At 71.3% G+C, this 19630-nt stretch carries 18 protein-coding genes and 2 tRNA genes; 12 read left to right on the forward strand and 8 right to left on the reverse strand.

Annotated features, from left to right (window positions below; translation table 11 throughout):
* Positions 1-23: 23 nt before the first annotated feature.
* From ACWGO8_RS16765 to ACWGO8_RS16780, 4 genes are all read right to left on the reverse strand, one after another.
* Positions 24-521: a Dps family protein gene (locus ACWGO8_RS16765; RefSeq protein WP_452044132.1), complete on the reverse strand. Its 498-nt coding sequence runs from the start codon at positions 519-521 to the stop codon at positions 24-26.
* Positions 522-651: 130 nt separating this feature from the next.
* Complete coding sequence (locus tag ACWGO8_RS16770; RefSeq protein WP_452044133.1) at positions 652-1674, reverse strand: alpha/beta fold hydrolase; 1023 nt, start codon at positions 1672-1674, stop codon at positions 652-654.
* A 106-nt stretch (positions 1675-1780) separates the two neighbouring features.
* A complete protein-coding gene (locus ACWGO8_RS16775) occupies positions 1781-2179 on the reverse strand; it encodes a hypothetical protein (RefSeq protein ID WP_452044134.1) in 399 nt (132 codons plus the stop codon).
* A 113-nt stretch (positions 2180-2292) separates the two neighbouring features.
* A tRNA-Gly gene (locus tag ACWGO8_RS16780) sits at positions 2293-2366 on the reverse strand.
* Positions 2367-2457: 91 nt separating this feature from the next.
* On the opposite strand from ACWGO8_RS16780, the gene ACWGO8_RS16785 reads away from it, so the two are divergent.
* Positions 2458-2829: a nuclear transport factor 2 family protein gene (locus ACWGO8_RS16785; protein WP_452044135.1), complete on the forward strand. Its 372-nt coding sequence runs from the start codon at positions 2458-2460 to the stop codon at positions 2827-2829.
* Between the two features lie 31 nt (positions 2830-2860).
* Here the strand turns inward: ACWGO8_RS16785 and ACWGO8_RS16790 are convergent, their stop codons facing one another.
* A complete protein-coding gene (locus ACWGO8_RS16790; protein WP_452044136.1) occupies positions 2861-6640 on the reverse strand; it encodes an SCO7613 C-terminal domain-containing membrane protein in 3780 nt (1259 codons plus the stop codon).
* 363 nt (positions 6641-7003) lie between these two features.
* Between ACWGO8_RS16790 and ACWGO8_RS16795 the strand changes: the two genes are divergently transcribed.
* The 6 genes from ACWGO8_RS16795 to clpX all read left to right on the forward strand — a co-directional run bounded on the left by ACWGO8_RS16795 (position 7004) and on the right by clpX (position 12026).
* Positions 7004-7078 (forward strand) — tRNA-Pro (locus tag ACWGO8_RS16795).
* A gap of 56 nt (positions 7079-7134) precedes the next feature.
* On the forward strand, positions 7135-8613 hold the full coding sequence (gene tig / locus ACWGO8_RS16800) for a trigger factor (RefSeq protein WP_452044137.1): 1479 nt from the start codon (positions 7135-7137) through the stop codon (positions 8611-8613).
* 68 nt (positions 8614-8681) lie between these two features.
* On the forward strand, positions 8682-9230 hold the full coding sequence (locus ACWGO8_RS16805; protein ID WP_452044138.1) for a tetratricopeptide repeat protein: 549 nt from the start codon (positions 8682-8684) through the stop codon (positions 9228-9230).
* Positions 9227-9859 (forward strand): ATP-dependent Clp protease proteolytic subunit, encoded by a 633-nt coding sequence (locus ACWGO8_RS16810; protein WP_274379505.1) that lies wholly within the window; start codon positions 9227-9229, stop codon positions 9857-9859. Before ACWGO8_RS16805 ends, ACWGO8_RS16810 begins: the two co-directional genes overlap by 4 nt.
* A gap of 25 nt (positions 9860-9884) precedes the next feature.
* Entirely contained in the window at positions 9885-10553 is a 669-nt protein-coding gene (locus ACWGO8_RS16815; RefSeq protein ID WP_452044139.1) for an ATP-dependent Clp protease proteolytic subunit, read from the forward strand.
* 195 nt (positions 10554-10748) lie between these two features.
* On the forward strand, positions 10749-12026 hold the full coding sequence (gene clpX / locus ACWGO8_RS16820) for an ATP-dependent Clp protease ATP-binding subunit ClpX (protein WP_452044140.1): 1278 nt from the start codon (positions 10749-10751) through the stop codon (positions 12024-12026).
* 69 nt (positions 12027-12095) lie between these two features.
* On the opposite strand, the gene ACWGO8_RS16825 is transcribed toward clpX, so the two are convergent.
* Together ACWGO8_RS16825 and sepH are read right to left on the reverse strand one after the other, a co-directional pair.
* Positions 12096-12380: a hypothetical protein gene (locus ACWGO8_RS16825; protein WP_376954939.1), complete on the reverse strand. Its 285-nt coding sequence runs from the start codon at positions 12378-12380 to the stop codon at positions 12096-12098.
* A 114-nt stretch (positions 12381-12494) separates the two neighbouring features.
* Positions 12495-13607, reverse strand: coding sequence for a septation protein SepH (gene sepH / locus ACWGO8_RS16830; protein WP_452044141.1), 1113 nt, complete (start codon positions 13605-13607; stop codon positions 12495-12497).
* A gap of 205 nt (positions 13608-13812) precedes the next feature.
* Here sepH and ACWGO8_RS16835 point away from each other — a divergent pair, with 205 nt between their 5' ends.
* Positions 13813-14106 (forward strand): DUF4193 domain-containing protein, encoded by a 294-nt coding sequence (locus ACWGO8_RS16835; protein WP_148734830.1) that lies wholly within the window; start codon positions 13813-13815, stop codon positions 14104-14106.
* Here ACWGO8_RS16835 and ACWGO8_RS16840 read toward each other — a convergent pair.
* A complete protein-coding gene (locus ACWGO8_RS16840) occupies positions 14103-14567 on the reverse strand; it encodes a DUF3093 domain-containing protein (RefSeq protein ID WP_452044142.1) in 465 nt (154 codons plus the stop codon). The genes ACWGO8_RS16835 and ACWGO8_RS16840 overlap by 4 nt on opposite strands.
* A 38-nt stretch (positions 14568-14605) precedes the next feature.
* Between ACWGO8_RS16840 and dut the strand changes: the two genes are divergently transcribed.
* From dut to acnA, 4 genes are all read left to right on the forward strand, one after another.
* Positions 14606-15064 (forward strand): dUTP diphosphatase, encoded by a 459-nt coding sequence (gene dut, locus ACWGO8_RS16845; protein ID WP_376954935.1) that lies wholly within the window; start codon positions 14606-14608, stop codon positions 15062-15064.
* On the forward strand, positions 15061-15681 hold the full coding sequence (locus ACWGO8_RS16850) for a DUF3710 domain-containing protein (RefSeq protein WP_376954934.1): 621 nt from the start codon (positions 15061-15063) through the stop codon (positions 15679-15681). Before dut ends, ACWGO8_RS16850 begins: the two co-directional genes overlap by 4 nt.
* A gap of 2 nt (positions 15682-15683) precedes the next feature.
* A complete protein-coding gene (locus tag ACWGO8_RS16855) occupies positions 15684-16568 on the forward strand; it encodes a DUF3159 domain-containing protein (RefSeq protein WP_452044143.1) in 885 nt (294 codons plus the stop codon).
* A gap of 153 nt (positions 16569-16721) precedes the next feature.
* Positions 16722-19532 (forward strand): aconitate hydratase AcnA, encoded by a 2811-nt coding sequence (gene acnA, locus ACWGO8_RS16860; protein ID WP_452044144.1) that lies wholly within the window; start codon positions 16722-16724, stop codon positions 19530-19532.
* The last annotated feature ends 98 nt before the right edge of the window (positions 19533-19630 follow it).

The following is a 19630-nucleotide window of genomic DNA, read 5'->3' on the forward strand; positions in this document are numbered from 1 at the left end:
GCCCGGTCGGCCCGCCATCGCGGCTACTTGACCGCGATGTGCGAGAAGAGGAACCAGCGGTCCTTGTCGAGTCCACGACGGATCTCGATCGCGACGTCCTGGCTGGCCGGGTCCAGCTCCGCCAGGCCCTCGATCGCGTCGTTCACCTTCTCGGTGGCGAGGTCGATCTGCGCGACGACGTCGGCGATCGCCTCGTCGTAGGGCTGGAAGCCCAACTTCGGGTTCGCCGCGCCGCTCTTGGCGGCGACCGTCGCGAGCCGGCCGTCGATGGGGAGTCCGAGGGCCACCACGCGCTCGGCGGCGGTGTCGGCCCACTCCTGGGCGTGCGCCACGACGTCGTCGAGCAGCTCGTGCACGGCGATGAAGTTGACGCCGCGCACGTGCCAGTGCGCCTGCTTGCCGTTGACGACGAGCGCGACGAGCTCGTGCACGACCGGAGTGAGGTACTGGGCGACGCCTGCGGCGACGTCGGCGTTGGCGCCGGACGTGGTGGCCTTCGGGGCGGTCTTCGTGTCGGTCATCGTGTCACCTTCCGTGTGCGTTCGTCTGCTTCAACGCTACGCAGCGAGCGTGGTATTTCAAGGAAGGGAAGGCTCGGCTCAGTGGGTCGACCAGCGGTTGCCGCGACGTGGCGTCGGGGCATCCGCCGGCTCACGCGTCGGTCTTCGCCGGCGGGTGATGGACGCCGCGGTGCACCTCGTAGACGCGGGCGTCGCCCGGCGAGTCGGGGTCGTCGGTGATCGGCCGGTCGGCCATGAACTGCCGGATCACGTTCGAGAGCTCACCGGGGTGGCTGTAGTTGATGGCGTGCGCCGCCCCGTCGATGCCGACCACCAGCACGTGGCTGTCCGTCTCCTCGGCCACCTCCCTGACCCGGTGCGGCGGCGGGAGCAGCGGATCCCGGTCGCCGAGGACGACGAGGGTCGGGATGTGCAGCTCGAGCAGGCGCTCGAGCGACGGGTACTGCGTGAGCGACCGGAACATCTTGAACGTGCTGGGCACGCCGAATCGCAGGTAGTCGGGTGTGGCCACGCCGATCATGCGCGCCGGCTCCCGCGTGCCGTCGCGGCTGAGCTGCCCGACGGCACGCGCCAGCGGCTGGTTGTGCAGGCCGCCCGCCGGGGAGACGAGGATCGCGCGCTCGAGGCGCTCGGGGTAGTGGTACGCGAACTCGCAGATGACGGGGCAGCCCATGGAGTTGCCGACGAGGGTCACCTTGTCGATGCCGCGCTCGTCGAGGAACCGGGCCGCCGCGTGTGCGAGGTCGGGCACGTCGAGCGCGTTCGGTGCCTTGCCGCTGCGTCCGAAGCCCGGCAGGTCGGGCACGAGCGTGTGGAACTCGTCGCCCAGCCGCTCGGCCGTGGGCAGCAGGTATCGGCCCGAGAGGCCGAAGCCGTGCACGTGCATCATGACGGGAGCATCGGGCGGGTTCTGGGACTCCCGGTAGAAGACGTCGATCCCGTCGACGGTGGTCCAGCGCTCGGCGAGCGAGGACTGCGGCTTCTTCGGCTGCATCCGCTCGCGATGGCGGGCGGATGCCGCGTCGTCGGTCGGTGGGACGGGCGACGGGATCGATGGAGGCATCGACCGCCGACGGAGGCCCGCCCAGACGGCGAGCGCCGCGCCGGCGGCGACGACCGCGACGGCGATGGTGATGAGCACTCGGGTCCGCACGAGGGTCTCCTTCCCGATGCGCCCGCACAGGGTCGTCCTCGGCACAACATACTCCCGGGCGCCGCGATCGCGCAGCGCCCCGTCGGAGGGGTGAGCCGAGCGACGGTCAGGGGTGCGACGGCGGGTGCGAGCGGCGCGACCGGCCGACGCCGGCCGACGCTCGCGGCATCCGATCGGTCCACTCGACGATCAGGCCGGCGAGCGCGAGGACGCCGCTGACGGCCGCTCCCCACCAGTACGGCGTGGCGACCCACAGGGCGTAGGCGGACGCGCCGATCGAGAGCACGAACGCGAACGTCATCGTCGTCCACGAGGTCGGGACCTGGTTGAGCAGCATGGCCCCGGCCACGACCGCGAGCGAGCCCGCGATGATCGCGAAGATCGCGGCGACGACCGCCGACTCGGGCGAGGCCAGCAGCGCGAGGCCGAACACGACCTGGGTCAGGCCCGCGAGCCAGGCGAGGTCGGCGACCACGCGGGTCCGCTCCGAGCGTCGTGCGGTCACGATGGCCCCCTTCGACGAGGCGCACGCGATGGTGCTTCTCCGCGCAGCATACGCCCGGCGAGCGACGCCCACAGCGCCCCATCGAAGGGCCTCGGACGAAAGGAAGGAAGCGGTGGAGCGGATGACGGGAATCGAACCCGCGTAATCAGTTTGGAAGACTGAGGCTCTACCATTGAGCTACATCCGCGTGGCGCCCGCGCGGGCACCGGACCATCGTAGTACACGGCCGAGGCCGTTCCCGGCAGGCGTGCGCGGCATCCGTTCGAGGGAGAACGCGCATGGGCGGGCGAGACACGGTCGAGGCGCTGGTCGCCACATTGAACGCCGGGGACGTCGACGGCATGGACGACGTGTTCCACGAGGACGCCGTCATGGACTGGCCGCAGTCCGGTGAGCGGATCGTCGGCGGCGACAACCGGCGGGGCGTCTATCGGGCCTTCCCCAAGCTGCCCGCGATCACGCCGCGACGCATCGTCGGCGAGGGCGACGTCTGGGTCCTCGAGGCGACGCTCGACTACGGCGACGAGGCCGAGTACCAGGCGGTGTTCGTCTTCGAGCTCCGCGACGGGAAGATCGCGAAGGAGACCGCGTACTGGTCGCTGCCGTTCGAGGCGCCCGAGTGGCGCGAGCAGTGGGTCGAGCGCATCTGACGGATGCCACGGGCATCCGCGCCCGCAGCGATCAGCGCAGCTCGCCGATGGAGTGCACGACCCCGCGCGCGAGGCGGAGCTGCCGCTCGTACGTCGCCGCCAGCGCGATGAGGATGACGCCCGCCACCCCGAGCCACAGCCACCACCACACGGCCTCGTAGACCCACGTGATCCATGGCCAGAGCTGTGCGATCGCGTGCACCAGCAGCACCCCGCCGCCGAGCAGGAGCGGTGCCTGCAGGCGTCGGACGGCGCCGACGACCACGGCGACCACGGCCACGACGCCGAGCGCGATGAGCCGCCACAGCTCGGACTCGGTGAAGTCGGCCAGGAGCGGCGGCAGCAGCAGCACGGCGAGGCCGGGCCCGAGCGCGGGCCAGCTGCCGATCCCGGGGGATCGCGACATCCGGATCGCCCCCGCGCCGATGAGGGCGACACCGACCGACGCCGTGACGAGGTCGAAGGGCTCGACGCGACCGAGGAAGAGCGCCGCGAGGCCGCCGAGCACCAGCACCCCGAGCGTGCTCCACGCGAGGATCGGACCGGCGAACGGTCGTGCCCGAGTCGCGACGGCGCCCACGTGCGCGGCTGCGAACACCGGGAACAGCACCGCGGCCCGCAGCGTCGGCTGATCGCCCGAGACGATCGCCAGCAGGGTCGGCACGGCGGCTACGACGGCGGATGCCGCGAGCAGCACCTCGCCGATGACGTCGGGTCGTGAGCCCGAGCGGGCCCAGATGACCGCGAGCGCGACGCCCGCGGCGAGGGCGAGCAGGGGCCAGAACTCCACGACCAGGTCACTCGGGGCGCCGTTGCCGACGGCCGCGCCGCGCACCAGCGCCGCGCCCGTGAGCGCGACCCAGCCGGTCGCGACGCCGAGGAGGCGGATCGGCACGCCGCGCGCCCGCTCGGGGAGGAACGAGGAGGCGAGCGCGACGACCGCGCCGGCGGCGACGAGGACCAGCGTGCGGAGCTCGGACTCCGCCGCGGACGCGACGCTCGGCAGCACGGCCACGCCCGCGGCGGACGCGTACAGCGCGGTACGACCGATCGCGGTCGGGGCGGGCGGTGCCGTGCGGCGCCAGGTCAGGAGGCCGGCTGCGATCGCGAGACCCGCGGCGAGGGGCAGGGTGTAGGCCTCGACGTCGTCGACACCCGAGCCGGCGAGCCGGGTCCAGGCGGCGGCGACCGCCAGGGCGAGGCTGAGCCAGGAGAGGTGGCGCGTGTCGGACGTGCCGCCGATCGGGTCGCCGTCGAGCGCGGCGAGGATGATCGGCACCGGCGTGAGCACCAGCAGGACCAGCCACGCCTGGTCGCCCGCGGAGCCGATGGCGGCGAGGGCCACGACTCCCGCGAGCCCGACCGAGAGTCGCCAGGCGGTCCGAGCACGGCGATCGGGCGGCAGCACGAGCGGGGCGAGCGCGGCGGACGCGAGCGCGCCGGCGGCCAGGCCCAGGACCGACGGCGGTGCGCCGGGGATCGACGCGAGCGCCCGCTCGAGGGCCAGGGCGATCATCGCGGGTCCGACGGCGGCGAGCAGGAGGCGCAGGAACCGGATCGAGGTCACGCGCACCCCGACGCTCGCGACCACCGCGATGATCGCGGCGGTGAGCCAGGCGAGGGACTCGTCGCCGAACACGGCCGCGACGAGGGCGCCGATGATCGCACCCAGCACGGCGGCAGTCAGTGCCGGCGTCGCCAGGGCGACGCGGTCGTGCGGCGCGAGGCGCGGAGCGAACACGAACGCGGCCGACAGCACGGCTGCGACGATGCCGAGCCAGAGGAGCCCGGACGTCCACGGATCGGCGACCTCGACGCCGAGGGCCTCGAACCACGATGGGATCGCGAACGACGCCGCGGCCGCGATCGCCACGCCGGTCACGAGATGGAGCGCGCCGACCGGCGGCGCCGCACGCTCGGGCCAGACCCGGGTGGCCAGCACGCGGCCCGCGACGATGGTCGCAAGGAGCGCTGCGGTCGCCCACGGCCACACGTCCGCGTTCGACCATCCGATCCACCACGCGAACGCGGCGGCGCCCATCCCGAGCGCCGCGAGCACCGGCAGCAGGCCCGGTGCCGGGATCCGCGCGCGGAGTGCCGCGAGTCCGAGTGCGACGGCCCCCACCGCCGTGAGGATCGCGACGGGCAGCGCCACACCCGGCGCCATCACTCCGACCGCGATCGCGCCGACGAGGGCCAGGGCGACCGGAATCGCCATGAGCTTCCGTGCCGCACCGACGAGGAGCAGGACCACGAGGGAGCCGGCGGCGAGGACGAACGGGACGAGGATCGTGGCGGCATCCAGGTTCGTCTCCGACGTCCACCGGATCACCGCGCCGTGGCCGACCTGCCAGGGCGGGTCGCTCGCCAGGAATCGTTCGAACGTCGTCGCGCAGATGAGGAACACGCCCCAGATCGAGGCGAACGCGGCGATGCCGGCCGCCGCGATCACGGCGGCGAACGCAGGGCGTCGCACGGCGACGGGGCCGCGGGTGACGGCGGCGAAGACCGCGGCGACGGCTCCGGCCGTGGCGGGAGCGAGCCAGGTCGCGAGCGCCTCGTCGAGTTCGGCGCTCACGCCCACCGCCGGCGCGAGCGCCATGGCTGCACCCGCGCCGACTCCTGCCGCGACACCCCAGGCCCGCGCGGCGGGAACGCGCGCCGCGACGGTGGCGATCACGAGGAGGATGGTCGCTGCGCCGACGGCGAGGAACGCCCAGGTCGCACCCCACGCAGGGTCGGGCAGCGCCCACCCCGCCGTGGCCAGGGCGACGGTGGCGCCGGCGAGCCCGGCCGAGCACAGGATGATCCGCTCGGGAGAACGCGGCAGGAGCGCGACGGCGACGGCCGCGAGGACCACGACCGCGAGGCCGCCGAGCCAGGCCCCGGTCGCCGTGTCGGGATCGACGGCGTACGCGAGCAGGAATGCGGACACCGGCGCGAGCGCGGCAGCCGCGAACCCCGGGACGCGGATGCGGCTCGCGACGCGGGCGCCGGCCAGGAGCACCGCGACCACGGCGATGGCGATGCCGGCGTAGGCGGACGGCTCGAGGGCGGTCGTGCCGAACAGTGCGTTGGCTCGCACGATCCAGACGTCGAGCAGCAGCAGCACGACGGCGACGGATGCCACGCCCTCCGCCGTGCCCGGAAGGCCCCGCGCGCGCAGCAGCCAGGCCACGCCGAGCACGAGCACGCTCGCGGCCGCGATGATGACCGAACGCACCTCGAGGCTCGCCACGAGGTAGGCGACGAAGAGGAACACGATCGCCGTGACGGAGATGAGCACGACGCCGAGCGTGAGGAGCAGCACCTGCACGCCGGAGCGACGCCGGCTCTGCGGCGCCGGGGAAGGGGAAGCAGGAGCAACGTCGGCAGGGGGCGTCGAGGGCGGCGGGACGGACGGCTGCGCGGCGGGTACCGCGGGGACCACCGGCGCGGGACCAGTCGACACCGGAGCCGCGGGTCGGGGCGACGCCACGGCGACGGAGACGTACGAGCCTGCGGCAGCGGGGATCGAGGCGGGCGCCGCGGCATCCGCCGGCTTCGTCGCGCCGGCCTCGCGCGCGGACTGCGCCGCCCGCATGCCGTCGATGAACGACTGCCGCGCCTGCTCATGCTCGTAGATCCCGGTCGACATCCGGAACAGCTCTGTCGCGGCCGGCACGCCGACGTCGAGGCCGCACACGTCGCAACGGGTGGAGGCGAGCGTGCTGAAGCACGCCGGGCAGCGCGTGGTGTCCACGAACTGCGACGGATCGGTCGGCCATCGGCGCAGGCCGGCGACACGATCGCCCAGGGCTCGGTCGGTCATGCGCACACTCTGCCACGCGGCATCCGCCCGCTGGCAGACCATCCACAGTGCCCGTTCGGGGGCCACGGGGGCTCATCACGGCGTGTCGCGCCGGGGGCCCCGTGCAACGCGCTCCGCCACCGCGCACTCCGTTTCTCAGGATCGCATGAGCGGAGTGCGGCGTGACGGCGGCCATCTCTCCTGAGAACGGGGCCGATGCGGTCGGGGGATCCTGAGAACGGTCGGGGCGGATGCCGCATGCCACGCCTGCGCGCCGCGTGCGACAGGCCCGCGCGGCCGTGCAGTAGACTTTCGGGGGTCCATCCGCCTGACGTGTGCTTCGGCATGCCCGCGCGGGTGAATCGACGAGTTGAGTCAGCGACTCGGGGCGTAGCTCAGCTTGGCTAGAGCGCCCGCTTTGGGAGCGGGAGGTCGCAGGTTCGAATCCTGTCGCCCCGACGGGTCGCCCGAGACGAGACCCGACACGAACTTCCACACAACAGGAGATCCTCCCCATGCCGACCACTTCGGTTGAGAAGCTGAGCCCGACGCGCGCCAAGCTCACCATCTCGGTGACGCCCGAGGAGCTGAAGCCCAGCATCGCCCACGCCTACGAGCACATCGCCGAGCAGATCAACGTGCCGGGCTTCCGCAAGGGCAAGGTGCCGCCGCCCATCATCGACCAGCGCGTCGGCAAGGCCGCCGTGCTCGAGCACGCGGTCAACGAGGGCCTCGACGGGTTCTACCGCGCCGCCGTCACCGAGCACGAGCTGCGCCCCCTCGGCCGCCCCGAGGCCGACATCGTCGAGTGGCCGAACGAGAAGGACTTCTCGGGCGACCTGCTCCTGGCCATCGAGGTCGACGTCAGGCCCGAGATCGAGCTCCCCGCCTACGACGGCCTCGAGGTCACGGTCGACTCGGTCGAGGTCGGCGACGACGAGATCTCCGAGGAGCTCGAGCGCCTGCGCAGCCGCTTCGGCACGCTCATCACCGTCGACCGTCCGGCCACGTCGGGCGACTTCGTGACGCTCGACCTCGTCGCGATCATCGACGGTGCCGAGGTCGACACCGCGAGCGGCATCTCCTACGAGGTCGGCTCGGGCGAGCTGCTCGAGGGCATCGACGACGCGCTCGAGTCGCTCACCGCGGGTGAGACCACCACGTTCGAGTCGAAGCTCCTGGGCGGCGACCACGAGGGCGAGACCGCCGAGATCACCGTGACCGTCACGGCCGTCAAGGAGCGCGAGCTCCCCGAGGCCGACGACGAGTTCGCGCAGATCGCCAGCGAGTTCGACACGCTCGACGAGCTCACCGCGAGCCTCAAGGAACAGGTCGCCCGCAACAAGTCGTTCGGCCAGGGCACCCAGGCCCGCGACCTGCTCGTCGACAAGCTCCTCGAGCTCGTCGACGTGCCGGTCGCCGACGCCGTCATCGAGGACGAGGTGCACCGCCACCTCGAGTCCGAGGGTCGCCTCGAGGACGACGAGCACCGCGCCGAGGTCACCGAGGCCAGCACCAAGGCCTTCAAGACCCAGATCGTGCTCGACGCGATCGCCGAGGCCGAGAAGGTGCAGGTCAGCCAGGACGAGCTCACCCAGTACCTCGTGCAGGGCGCCGCGCAGTACGGCATGGACCCGAACGAGTTCGTGCAGATCCTGAGCCAGCAGGGCCAGATCCCCGCCATGGTCGGCGAGGTCGCGCGCAACAAGGCGCTCGCGATCGCGCTCGGCAAGGCGAAGGTGACGGATGCCGCCGGCAACGCGGTCGACCTCTCCGAGTTCACCGCCGTCTCCGATGCCGACGCGACCGAGGCGGATGCCGCGGCCGAGACCGCCGAGGCGGCCGAGGCACCCGTCGAGGAGCCGAAGCCGGCCCGTAAGCGCGCCGCGAAGAAGGCCGACGCCGACGAGGCGCCCGCCGAGGCCGAGGCCGACGCCGAGGAGCCGAAGAAGCCCACGCGCAAGCGCGCTCCGAAGAAGGCCGACGCCGAGTAGTCGGCGATCGATCACCCCGCGGGGCCGGACGGATGCCGTCCGGCCCCGCGTCGTCTCCGGGAGGTGACGTGACCGACTGGCAGCAGCGGGTCGATGCGGTGTGGGATGCCGCGGGCGAGCTCGGCGACGACGAGGTCATCCGACGCATCGACGCGCTCGCCGCCGAGCTGCCCGCCGATGACCCGCGCGCACCGTTCGAGCAGGGCGGTGCGCGCGATTCCGCCGGGCTCGAGGCGGAGGCCGAGCCGCTCTACCGGCGCGCGCTCGAGCTGGGCCTCGACGGGCGCGCGCGGATCGAGCTGCACGTCCAGCTCGCCTCGACGCTGCGCAACCTCGGCCGTCCGGAGGAGGCGATCGCCCTCCTCGACGCGGTCGAGCCCGAGTCCGGCGACCTCCGCGACGCCGTGATCGGGTTCCGCGCGCTCGCCCGGGTCGACGCGGGCGACGCCCGCCTCGCGGCATCCGAGGCCGTGGCGGCGCTCGCCGGACACGTGACCCAGTACGGGCGGGCGCTCGGCGCCTACGCACGGGAGCTCGCCGAAGGCCCGGCGAGCCGCGGGACGGCGCGGCATCCGCCTAGGGCGAACAGCCCCGTTCGCGTGTGTTGCACCGGATAGATTCGAGTGAACGCGACAACGGAAACGGAGCGAAATCCATGGCCGAACCGACACTGCAGCCCGGTGTGTTCGATCGACTGCTGAAGGACCGCATCATCTGGCTCGGCTCTGAGGTGCGCGACGACAACGCGAACGAGATCGCGGCGAAGCTGCTGCTCCTCGCGGCGGAGGACCCGAAGAAGGACATCTACCTCTACGTCAACTCGCCCGGTGGCTCGATCACGGCCGGCATGGCGATCTACGACACGATGCAGTTCGTGCCGAACGACATCGTCACCGTGGGCATCGGCATGGCCGCGTCGATGGGGCAGCTGCTCCTCACGGCCGGCACCAAGGGCAAGCGGTACATCACCCCCAACGCGCGCGTGCTGCTGCACCAGCCGCACGGCGGCTTCGGCGGCACGGCGAGCGACATCCAGACGCAGGCGCAGCTCATCCTCGACATGAAGCGCCGCCTCGCCGAGATCACCGCGGCGCAGACCGGCAAGTCCGTCGAGCAGATCAACGCCGACGGCGACCGCGACCGCTGGTTCAACGCGCAGGAGGCGCTCGAGTACGGCTTCGTGGACCACATCCGCGAGTCGGCGCTCGACGTGTCCGGCGGCGGCGGAACCGACCAGGCTGCGTAGGGACGAGAGAAGAGAGAACGAGCGAATGAACACCCCCACCTTCGGCGGCGTCGCGAACGGCGGCCTGCAGATGCCGGGCTCGCGCTACATCCTGCCGAGCTTCGAGGAGCGCACGGCCTACGGCTACAAGCGCCAGGACCCCTACGCGAAGCTCTTCGAGGACCGCATCATCTTCCTGGGCGTCCAGGTCGACGACGCGTCGGCCGACGACATCATGGCCCAGCTGCTGGTGCTCGAGTCGATGGACCCCGACCGCGACATCATCCTCTACATCAACTCGCCCGGCGGCTCCTTCACGGCCATGACGGCGATCTACGACACGATGCAGTACATCCGGCCGCAGATCCAGACCGTCGTGCTCGGCCAGGCCGCGTCGGCCGCGGCCGTGATCGCCTCGGCCGGCACCCCGGGTAAGCGCCTCGCCCTGCCGAACGCCCGAGTGCTCATCCACCAGCCCGCCATGGGCGAGGCCGGCCACGGCCAGGCCTCCGACATCGAGATCCAGGCGGCCGAGATCATGCGCATGCGCTCGTGGCTCGAGGAGACGCTCTCGCGTCACTCGAACCGCTCGCAGGAGCAGGTCAACGCCGACATCGACCGCGACAAGATCCTGTCCGCCGAGGAGGCCCTCGAGTACGGCCTCATCGACCAGGTGCTCACCTCGCGGAAGAGCCTGCCGGCGCTCACGCGCTAGCCGATCCGACCGCGCGAACGCGGCGGACGACCGGTCCACGACCGGCTCGCCCGCCGCGTTCGCGCGTGCGGCAGACGCCCCCTGCGGGGTTCGCGCAGCGCGAACTGCCGGCTCGACCCCAATCCGGGCGCGCCACGCCGCAACGCTCCGATCTCGGGCTAGGCTCGGAACAGACTCGTCGACAGGGAGGGTTCGATGGCACGCATCGGGGAGAGCGCCGACCTGCTCAAGTGCTCCTTCTGCGGGAAGAGCCAGAAGCAGGTCCAGCAGCTCATCGCCGGGCCCGGCGTCTACATCTGCGACGAGTGCGTCGAACTCTGCAACGAGATCATCGAGGAGCGGCTCGCCGAGGCGGGCGAGACCGAGGCCGGCGACTTCGAGCTGCCGAAGCCGAAGGAGATCTTCGCCTTCCTCGAGGAGTACGTGATCGGGCAGGATGCCGCGAAGCGCGCCCTGGCCGTCGCGGTCTACAACCACTACAAGCGGGTCCGCGCCCGCACCACGCTCACGCCCGCCGACCGCGCCCACGACGACGTGGAGATCGCGAAGTCGAACATCCTCCTCATCGGCCCGACCGGCTGCGGCAAGACCTACCTCGCCCAGACCCTCGCGAAACAGCTCAACGTCCCGTTCGCGGTCGCCGACGCCACCGCCCTCACGGAGGCGGGATACGTGGGAGAAGACGTCGAGAACATCCTCCTCAAGCTGATCCAGGCCGCCGACTACGACGTGAAGCGCGCCGAGACGGGCATCATCTACATCGACGAGATCGACAAGATCGCGCGCAAGGCCGAGAACCCGTCGATCACCCGCGATGTCTCGGGCGAGGGCGTGCAGCAGGCGCTCCTGAAGATCCTCGAGGGCACGGTCGCGTCGGTGCCGCCGCAGGGCGGCCGCAAGCATCCGCACCAGGAGTTCATCCAGATCGACACCACGAACGTGCTGTTCATCGTCGCCGGCGCATTCGCAGGGCTCGAGGACATCATCTCCTCGCGCGCGGGCAAGCGCGGCATCGGCTTCGGCGCCCCGCTGCACAGCAAGCAGGACGAGGCGGAGCTGTTCAGCGAAGTCCTTCCCGAAGACCTGCACAAGTTCGGCCTGATCCCCGAGTTCATCGGCCGCCTGCCGGTGGTCGCCACCGTCACGCCGCTCGATCGCGACGCCCTGATGGAGATCCTCACGGTGCCGAAGAACGCGCTCGTGCGGCAGTACCAGCGCATGTTCGAACTCGACGGCGTCGAGCTCGACTTCGAGGACGCCGCGCTGGAGGCGATCGCCGACCTCGCCGTGCTGCGTCAGACCGGCGCCCGCGGCCTCCGAGCCATCATGGAGGAGGTGCTCGGACCCATCATGTTCGAGGTGCCCTCGTCCACCGGTGTCGCCCGGGTCGTCGTCACGAAGGCGGCGGTGCTCGACAACGCGGCGCCCACCATCGTGCCGCACAAGCCGCGTCGCGCCGAGAAGTCCGCGTAGGGCATCCGCTCGCCGACGTCGCACGCGGTCACGCGCGACGGACGCTGGGCCTGACCTGCTGAACCCGATTCAGTCGTAGACGCGCACGAGCTGCCAGTGCGCGCCGTCGTGCTCGACATCGAACACGTGCGTCTCGCCGTCGTCGGCGCTCGCCTGGAAGCGCCACCCCGAGATCGCCAGCGGCACGCGGCCGGGGGAGACGTCGTGCCCCGCCAGCGGCGCCCACCAGTCGCACGGACCCACGAGCGTGGTCGGCATGTCGGTCACGCGGAAGCGCCGCGCACGCCACACGAGCCGCTCGGGCTCACCGGCGTCGCTCGTCCAGACCTCGACGAGCTCTTGCACCCGGGGCATGCGCACCTCCACCGCGTTCGAACGTATGTTCGAATGGTAGCACCGGGCGTGCCGAAGCGGCAGGGCGCGAGGAACGACGACGCTGCGCGCGTCGGTCCTGATGCGGCGGAGGGGTCAGGCCAGGTCGTCGTCGGATCGCGCGCCGAAGACGATCTCGTCCCAGCTCGGCATCGACGCACGGCCCTTCTTCGCGGGTCGCTGCGAGGTTCCCGAGCCGTTGGCGGGCTTGCTCGACGCGCCCGACGGCTTGCCGCCCCAGAGCGCGCGGGCGGCCGTGCCGGGCTTCTCCTCGGGCGTGGCCTCGGCGGGCTGGGCCTTCGGCGTCTCGGCGGCCTGCGTCGGCGCCGGAGCGAGCGGCAGCGGGAGCTGCGGCTGCTCGGGCTCCGCGGCAGCGGACTCGCGCTCCCCGCGCCGGCGCCGCAGCGCCTCGAGCAGGTCGGCGGTCTCGCCCATCGACTCCTTCGGCTCGTCGGCGCGCTTGATGGCGGCGCGCGTGACGGCCGGGCTCGAGGTCGCGGGCGTCGTGCGGGCATAGGGGAGCGGCTCGAGGTGCGGCGCGGTGTCGTGCTCGCCGAACTCGGGCTCGTCGAAGGTGAAGGCGCCGCTGTCGAAGCGGGACTCGTCGGACTCGGGTGCGACGGCGCGCAGCCGGGGGATGAGGCCGCCCTTCAGCTCGCCCTGCTGCGAGAGCGTCGTCGCTTCGCCGTTCATCGGGTGCAGCGACTGCTTGCGCGGCTCGAATCCCCAGCGGGCGTCGTGGTCGATCGCATCGGCCGTGAACTCGAGCTTCACGATCCAGCCGCGCTCCTCGTCCTTCCAACTCGCCCAGCGTTCGCCGTGTGCGCCGAGCTTGGCGAGGCGGTCGCGGATGACGCTGCCGAACGTGGGCGGGTCGTCGTTGGGTTCGACCTCCACCGTGACGTGCACGGGAACGGCCAGCGCGGACGTCACGACGTGCTCGCGCTCGGCGAGGACGGGGCCCTCGAAGCGGCGGACGTAGTCGACGGATGCCCCGGTGACCTGCGCCACGTCGTCGGCGGAGAGGCCGGAGCGGATGAGCGACTGCACCTCGCGCGGCGAGGGCTTCGGCCCGGTGTGCGTCTCGGGTTGCGCCTGGCGGATCCGCGACTGCAGGACCTCGTCGATCTCGATCCGGAAGCGTGCGCCATCGTCGGAGGCGGCGAGGAGCGCGCCGTTCTCGACTCCGATTACCTTCAGTTCCTGCATCGCGACAAGCCCTTCCGTGCCTTCGTCTCCGCCCAAGGATGCCACGGGCGATGCGGAGCCTTCGGGAATAGCGTGGGCGCGCCGGAAGTTGAGCAGGTAGCCGGTCCGGACAGCCGTGCAATCGGGACGCAAGTGGTTTGCTTACGCCACCGATTTAATGCAGACTATGGCCGCCGAATCTTCGGCGATGAGGAAATGGATGGGAATGGCAACGGATTACGACGCACCGCGCAAGACCGAAGACGACTCCGAGTCGATCGAGGCCCTGAAGGAGCGCGTCCCCGACAAGATGTCGGGTGTGGTGGACGTCGAAGACGCCGACAACCCCGGTGGCTTCGACCTGCCCGGAGCCGACCTCTCCGACGTCGAGCTCGACGTCGTGGTGCTGCCCCCGCAGGCCGATGAGTTCACGTGCGTGAACTGCTTCCTCGTGAAGCACCGCTCGCAGATCGACCACGAGACCAAGCTGGGTCCGATCTGCATGGAGTGCGCCTCCTAGGTCGCGTCCTCCCCACGCTCCGGCCGTCGTGATCCATTGATCACGGCGGCCAGTTCTTTGGGCCGGCGGCTCGACAGCAGCCAGTACGGCGCCGGATCGGCGGGATCCGTGATGGGCACGCGCACGACGGGGTGCACCCAGCCGCGGATCACGAGGTACGCGCGCGCGTCGAGTCCCGTGCCCCGTTCGATGCGCGCGGCCGCGTCGAAGGCGGCGACCGCCTCGCCGGTGTAGTCGAGGGAGATCTGGGCGCGGCCGGCCCGCAGCATCCGATCGCGCACTTCGATGACCGGCGCGGTGAGGGTCAGCGACCCCACTGCGGCGATGTAGAGCACGATGCCGGTCACGATGCCGGCCGGCAGGGAGACGGGGGCGAGCACGAGGATGCTCGCGGGGACGAGCAGCAGCGTCGCGATGAAGATCCAGGGCGACGGCCACAGCTTCTCGCGGTAGTCGGGCATGGAACTATCAGACCAGACTTCTGCACTACCCTCGAACAGTGACCGATTCCGTCGATGTGCTGATCACGGCCGATCGCGTCCCGTCGTACGCCCATCCGGGCGACGCGGGCGCCGATCTCCATGCCGCAGAGTCCGTCCTCCTGGGCCCCGGTGAACGGGCGACGGTGAGCACGGGCGTGGCGGTCGCACTGCCCGACGGCTATGTCGCATTCGTCGTCCCGCGGTCGGGGCTCGCGTTCAAGCACGGCATCACGATCGTGAACGCGCCCGGCACGGTCGACGCCGGTTACCGCGGCGAGATCAAGGTCGCACTGCTCAACACCGACGCCAGCGAGGCCTACACGATCGAGGCGGGCGACCGGATCGCCCAACTCGTCGTCATGCCGGTCAGCCGGGCGCGGTTCGTCGAGGTCGAGCGGCTCCCCGGGAGCCTGCGCGGCGAGGGGGGATTCGGCTCCACGGGATTCGGGGAGCACAAGTCAGGAGTGAACGCGTGAGCGACATCGAGAACGTCGACGAGGTCCCGGTCGACCAGCCCAAGTCCGCACCCGAGGACCGGGCCACCGCCGGCCCGTTCGACGAGTCCGAGGCGAACCCCGTGCGGCCCTACGTCGACCTCGGCGGCGTGAAGGTGCTGCCCCGCGAAGGCCTGCACCTCCGCCTCGAGGTGGAGGAGGGCACGAAGCGCGTCGTCGCGATCGGCCTCGACTACGCGAACTCGACGCTGCAGGTGCAGCCGTTCGCCGCACCCCGCTCGAGCGGGCTGTGGCACGAGATCCGGGCCCAGATCGCCGACCAGATCGCCCGTCAGGGCGGCACCACCACGGTGCGCGAGGGCGCCTTCGGCCCCGAGCTGCTCGCCCAGATCCCCGTGGCCGCCGCAGAGGGCCAGGCCGGGCACATGCGCCTCGCCCGCTTCATCGGCGTCGACGGCCCGCGCTGGTTCCTGCGCGGCGTGATCGCCGGCGAGGCGGCGGTCGACCCCGCGGCGGCCGCACAGGTGGAGGACCTCTTCCGCTCGATCGTCGTCGTGCGCGGCTCGACGCCCATGCCGCCGCGCGACCTCATCCCGCTGCGCATGCCGGCCGCCTCGTCCGGCGCGCCCACCGCGTAGCGATGCAGGGACCCGACGCCGAGCGCGATCCCGGGCACGACGAGCGGTCGGATGCCGCGGCGCGGCCCGCGGCCGACCAGGCACCCGTCGGTGGCGACACCGACGCGGGCTCCGTCGCTGACGCGATGCCGGCGGCCGCCGACGCGAACGCCGCCGGCGCCGCCGACCGCCCCGACTCGGGCGAGTTCGCCCGCCAGTTCGCCGCCGCGGCGGAGAAGAGCGGACTCGGCGCGCTCGCGCGCGAGGAGAAGCTGACCGGCCGCGACCTGCTCACGGCCGTCGGGGGAGTGCGCGGCATCCTCGAGGCGCTGCTGCCCGGCCTCGTCTTCCTCACGACGTACAGCCTGCTGACGAGCGTCGCCGGCCAGGACCCGCAGGCCGCGCTCGTGCCGGCCCTCGCGGCATCCGTGGGGCTCGCGGTCGTGTTCACGCTCGCCCGGATCTTCACGCGCGGCCAGCCCACGCAGGCGATCGCCGGCCTCATCGGCGTTCTCGCGTCGGCCGCGCTCGCGCTCTGGACCGGCGATGCCCGCGACAACTACGTGCTCGGGTTCTTCACGAACGCGGCGTACGCCGTGGCGCTGCTGATCTCGCTCCTCGTGCGCTGGCCGGCCATCGGGCTCATCGTGGGCTTCCTGATGGGCGACGGCGTGGCGTGGCGCGAGGACAAGCGGAAGTACCGGGCCGCGCAGTTCCTCACCCTGGTGTGGATCGGGCTCTTCGTCGCCCGGCTCGTCGTGCAGGTGCCGCTCTACCTCGTCGACAACGTCGAGGCGCTCGGCGTGACGCGACTGCTCATGGGCGTGCCGCTCTACGCCCTGGTGCTGGTGTTCACGTGGCTCGTCGTGCGGGCGGTCTACCCGTCGGCCGCGCGCTCCGCCGAGTGATACAGTTATCTCGACGTCAAGATAAATCCGTCCCCATGACGGTGCCGGTCCGTGGCACGCTTAGGTGAGCCTTGCTGGATCAGCCCCCTGTCTGACGGAGAAGATGGAGCGTCGTGCGCGTGCTCGCGCGGCATCCGCGAAGGAGAGGACATCGTGTCTGCAGTGAACAGTTTCGGGGCGAAGGACACGCTCCACGTCGGTGACCAGTCCTATGAGATCTACCGTCTCGACACGGTGCCCGGCCACGAGAAGCTGCCGTTCAGCCTGAAGGTGCTCCTCGAGAACCTCCTCCGCACTGAAGACGGCGCCAACGTCACGAAGTCGCAGATCGAGGCGCTCGGCTCCTGGGTCCCCACGGCCGAGCCCGACACCGAGATCCAGTTCACGCCCGCGCGCGTGGTCATGCAGGACTTCACCGGCGTGCCGTGCATCGTCGACCTCGCCACCATGCGCGAGGCCGTCCTCGCGCTCGGCGGCGACCCCAACCGCATCAACCCGCTCTCGCCGGCCGAGATGGTCATCGACCACTCGGTCATCGCCGACCTCTTCGGCAGCGAGAACGCGCTCGAGCGCAACGTCGAGATCGAGTACGAGCGCAACGGCGAGCGCTACCAGTTCCTCCGCTGGGGCCAGACCGCGTTCGACGACTTCAAGGTCGTGCCGCCCGGCACCGGCATCGTGCACCAGGTGAACATCGAGCACCTCGCGAAGGTCATCTACGACCGCGCCGTCGACGGTGTCATGCGTGCCTACCCCGACACCTGCGTCGGCACCGACTCGCACACCACGATGGTCAACGGCCTCGGCGTGCTCGGCTGGGGCGTCGGCGGCATCGAGGCCGAGGCGGCCATGCTCGGCCAGCCCGTCTCGATGCTCATCCCCAAGGTCGTCGGCTTCAAGCTCTCGGGCGAGATCCCCACGGGCGTCACCGCGACCGACGTCGTGCTCACGATCACCGACATGCTGCGCAAGCACGGGGTGGTCGGCAAGTTCGTCGAGTTCTACGGTTCGGGCGTGGCATCCGTGCCGCTCGCCAACCGCGCCACCATCGGCAACATGAGCCCCGAGTTCGGCTCGACCGCCGCCATCTTCCCGATCGACGACGTGACCATCGAGTACCTGCGCCTCACCGGCCGCAGCGAGGAGCAGCTCGCGCTCGTCGAGGCCTACTCGAAGGTGCAGCACCTCTGGCACGACCCCGCGGACGAGGCCGTCTACTCGGAGTACCTCGAGCTCGACCTCTCGACCGTGGTGCCGTCGATCGCCGGCCCGAAGCGTCCGCAGGACCGCATCATCCTCGCCGATGCGAAGAGCCAGTTCGAGCTCGACCTCACCGACTACGCCGAGGTCACGCACGACCTCGTCGACCTCGAGGGCGCCGAGTCGTTCCCGGCCTCCGACCCGCCCGGCAACTCGCCGGAGGACGAGTACAGCAACCACGTGCACCACCACCACTCGCACGCGCCGAAGTCCGCGTCCAAGCCCACCCGGGTCGACGCCGCCGACGGCGAGAGCTACACGCTCGACCACGGCGCCGTGACGATCGCGGCGATCACGTCGTGCACGAACACGTCGAACCCGTCGGTCATGCTCGCCGCGGGCCTCCTCGCCCGCAACGCGGTGAAGAAGGGCCTGAAGGCCAAGCCGTGGGTGAAGACCACGCTTGCGCCGGGGTCGAAGGTCGTCACCGACTACTACGAGAAGGCCGGACTCACCCAAGACCTCGAGGACCTCGGCTTCTTCACGGTCGGCTACGGCTGCACCACCTGCATCGGCAACTCGGGCCCGCTCATCGAGGAGGTCTCGGCCGCGGTCCAGCAGAACGACCTCGCCGTGACCGCGGTGCTCTCGGGCAACCGCAACTTCGAGGGCCGCATCAACCCCGACGTGAAGATGAACTACCTCGCGAGCCCGCCGCTCGTGATCGCGTACTCGCTCGCCGGCTCGATGAACTTCGACTTCGAGACCGACCCGCTCGGCACCGACACCGATGGCAACGACGTCTTCCTCAAGGACATCTGGCCCGACGCGGCCGAGGTGCAGAAGACGATCGACGAGTCGATCAACGAGGAGATGTTCACGCACCAGTACGCGAGCGTCTTCGAGGGCGACGAGCGCTGGCGCACCCTCCCCACCCCGACGGGTGCCATCTTCGAGTGGGACGCCGAGTCGACCTACGTGCGCCGTCCGCCGTACTTCGAGGGCATGACCCTCGAGACCACGCCGGTGACCGACATCGCCGGCGCGCGCGTGCTCGCGAAGCTCGGCGACTCGGTCACCACCGACCACATCTCGCCGGCCGGCTCCATCAAGGCCGACAGCCCGGCGGGCCAGTACCTCACCGAGCACGGCGTCGACCGCAAGGACTTCAACTCCTACGGCTCGCGTCGCGGCAACCACGAGGTCATGATCCGCGGCACGTTCGCGAACATCCGCCTGAAGAACCAGCTCCTCGACGGCGTCGAGGGCGGCTTCACGCGCGACTTCACCCAGGAGGGCGGCCCGCAGTCCTTCATCTACGACGCGTCGATGAACTACCAGGCGCAGGGCACTCCGCTCGTCATCTTCGGCGGCAAGGAGTACGGCTCGGGCTCGAGCCGCGACTGGGCCGCCAAGGGCACGAACCTGCTCGGCGTGAAGGCCGTCATCACCGAGAGCTTCGAGCGCATCCACCGCTCGAACCTCATCGGCATGGGCGTCGTGCCGCTGCAGTTCCCCGCTGGCGAGACCGCGGACTCGCTCGGGCTCGACGGCACCGAGGTCGTCTCGATCACGGGCCTCGAGCAGCTCAACGAGGGCACCACGCCGCGCACCGTGCACGTGGTCGCCGAGCCGAGCGAGCACTCGCCCGAGGGCAAGCAGACCGTCGAGTTCGACGCGGTCGTGCGCATCGACACCCCCGGTGAGGCGGACTACTACCGCAACGGCGGAATCCTGCAGTACGTGCTGCGTTCGCTCGTCTAGGGCGGCGTCGCCTTCGGGGCGGTCGGCGGATGCGCCGGCCGCCCCGAACTCTTCCCGGCCTCCCAGAGAGCCCGGCGTAGACTCGATTCGATCCGCGG

The organism is Agromyces sp. NPDC055661 (assembly GCF_053618135.1).

What these genes read in the sequence shown, in the direction of transcription:
- ACWGO8_RS16815 (WP_452044139.1), top strand. Translation starts at nt 9,885, where the DNA reads ATGAACACCCCCACCTTCGGCGGCGTCGCGAACGGCGGCCTGCAGATG.
- ACWGO8_RS16765 (WP_452044132.1), bottom strand. Translation starts at nt 521, where the DNA reads ATGACCGACACGAAGACCGCCCCGAAGGCCACCACGTCCGGCGCCAAC.
- ACWGO8_RS16785 (WP_452044135.1), top strand. Translation starts at nt 2,458, where the DNA reads ATGGGCGGGCGAGACACGGTCGAGGCGCTGGTCGCCACATTGAACGCC.
- ACWGO8_RS16790 (WP_452044136.1), bottom strand. Translation starts at nt 6,640, where the DNA reads ATGACCGACCGAGCCCTGGGCGATCGTGTCGCCGGCCTGCGCCGATGG.
- ACWGO8_RS16835 (WP_148734830.1), top strand. Translation starts at nt 13,813, where the DNA reads ATGGCAACGGATTACGACGCACCGCGCAAGACCGAAGACGACTCCGAG.
- ACWGO8_RS16855 (WP_452044143.1), top strand. Translation starts at nt 15,684, where the DNA reads ATGCAGGGACCCGACGCCGAGCGCGATCCCGGGCACGACGAGCGGTCG.
- tig (WP_452044137.1), top strand. Translation starts at nt 7,135, where the DNA reads ATGCCGACCACTTCGGTTGAGAAGCTGAGCCCGACGCGCGCCAAGCTC.
- ACWGO8_RS16825 (WP_376954939.1), bottom strand. Translation starts at nt 12,380, where the DNA reads ATGCCCCGGGTGCAAGAGCTCGTCGAGGTCTGGACGAGCGACGCCGGT.
- sepH (WP_452044141.1), bottom strand. Translation starts at nt 13,607, where the DNA reads ATGCAGGAACTGAAGGTAATCGGAGTCGAGAACGGCGCGCTCCTCGCC.
- ACWGO8_RS16840 (WP_452044142.1), bottom strand. Translation starts at nt 14,567, where the DNA reads ATGCCCGACTACCGCGAGAAGCTGTGGCCGTCGCCCTGGATCTTCATC.
- clpX (WP_452044140.1), top strand. Translation starts at nt 10,749, where the DNA reads ATGGCACGCATCGGGGAGAGCGCCGACCTGCTCAAGTGCTCCTTCTGC.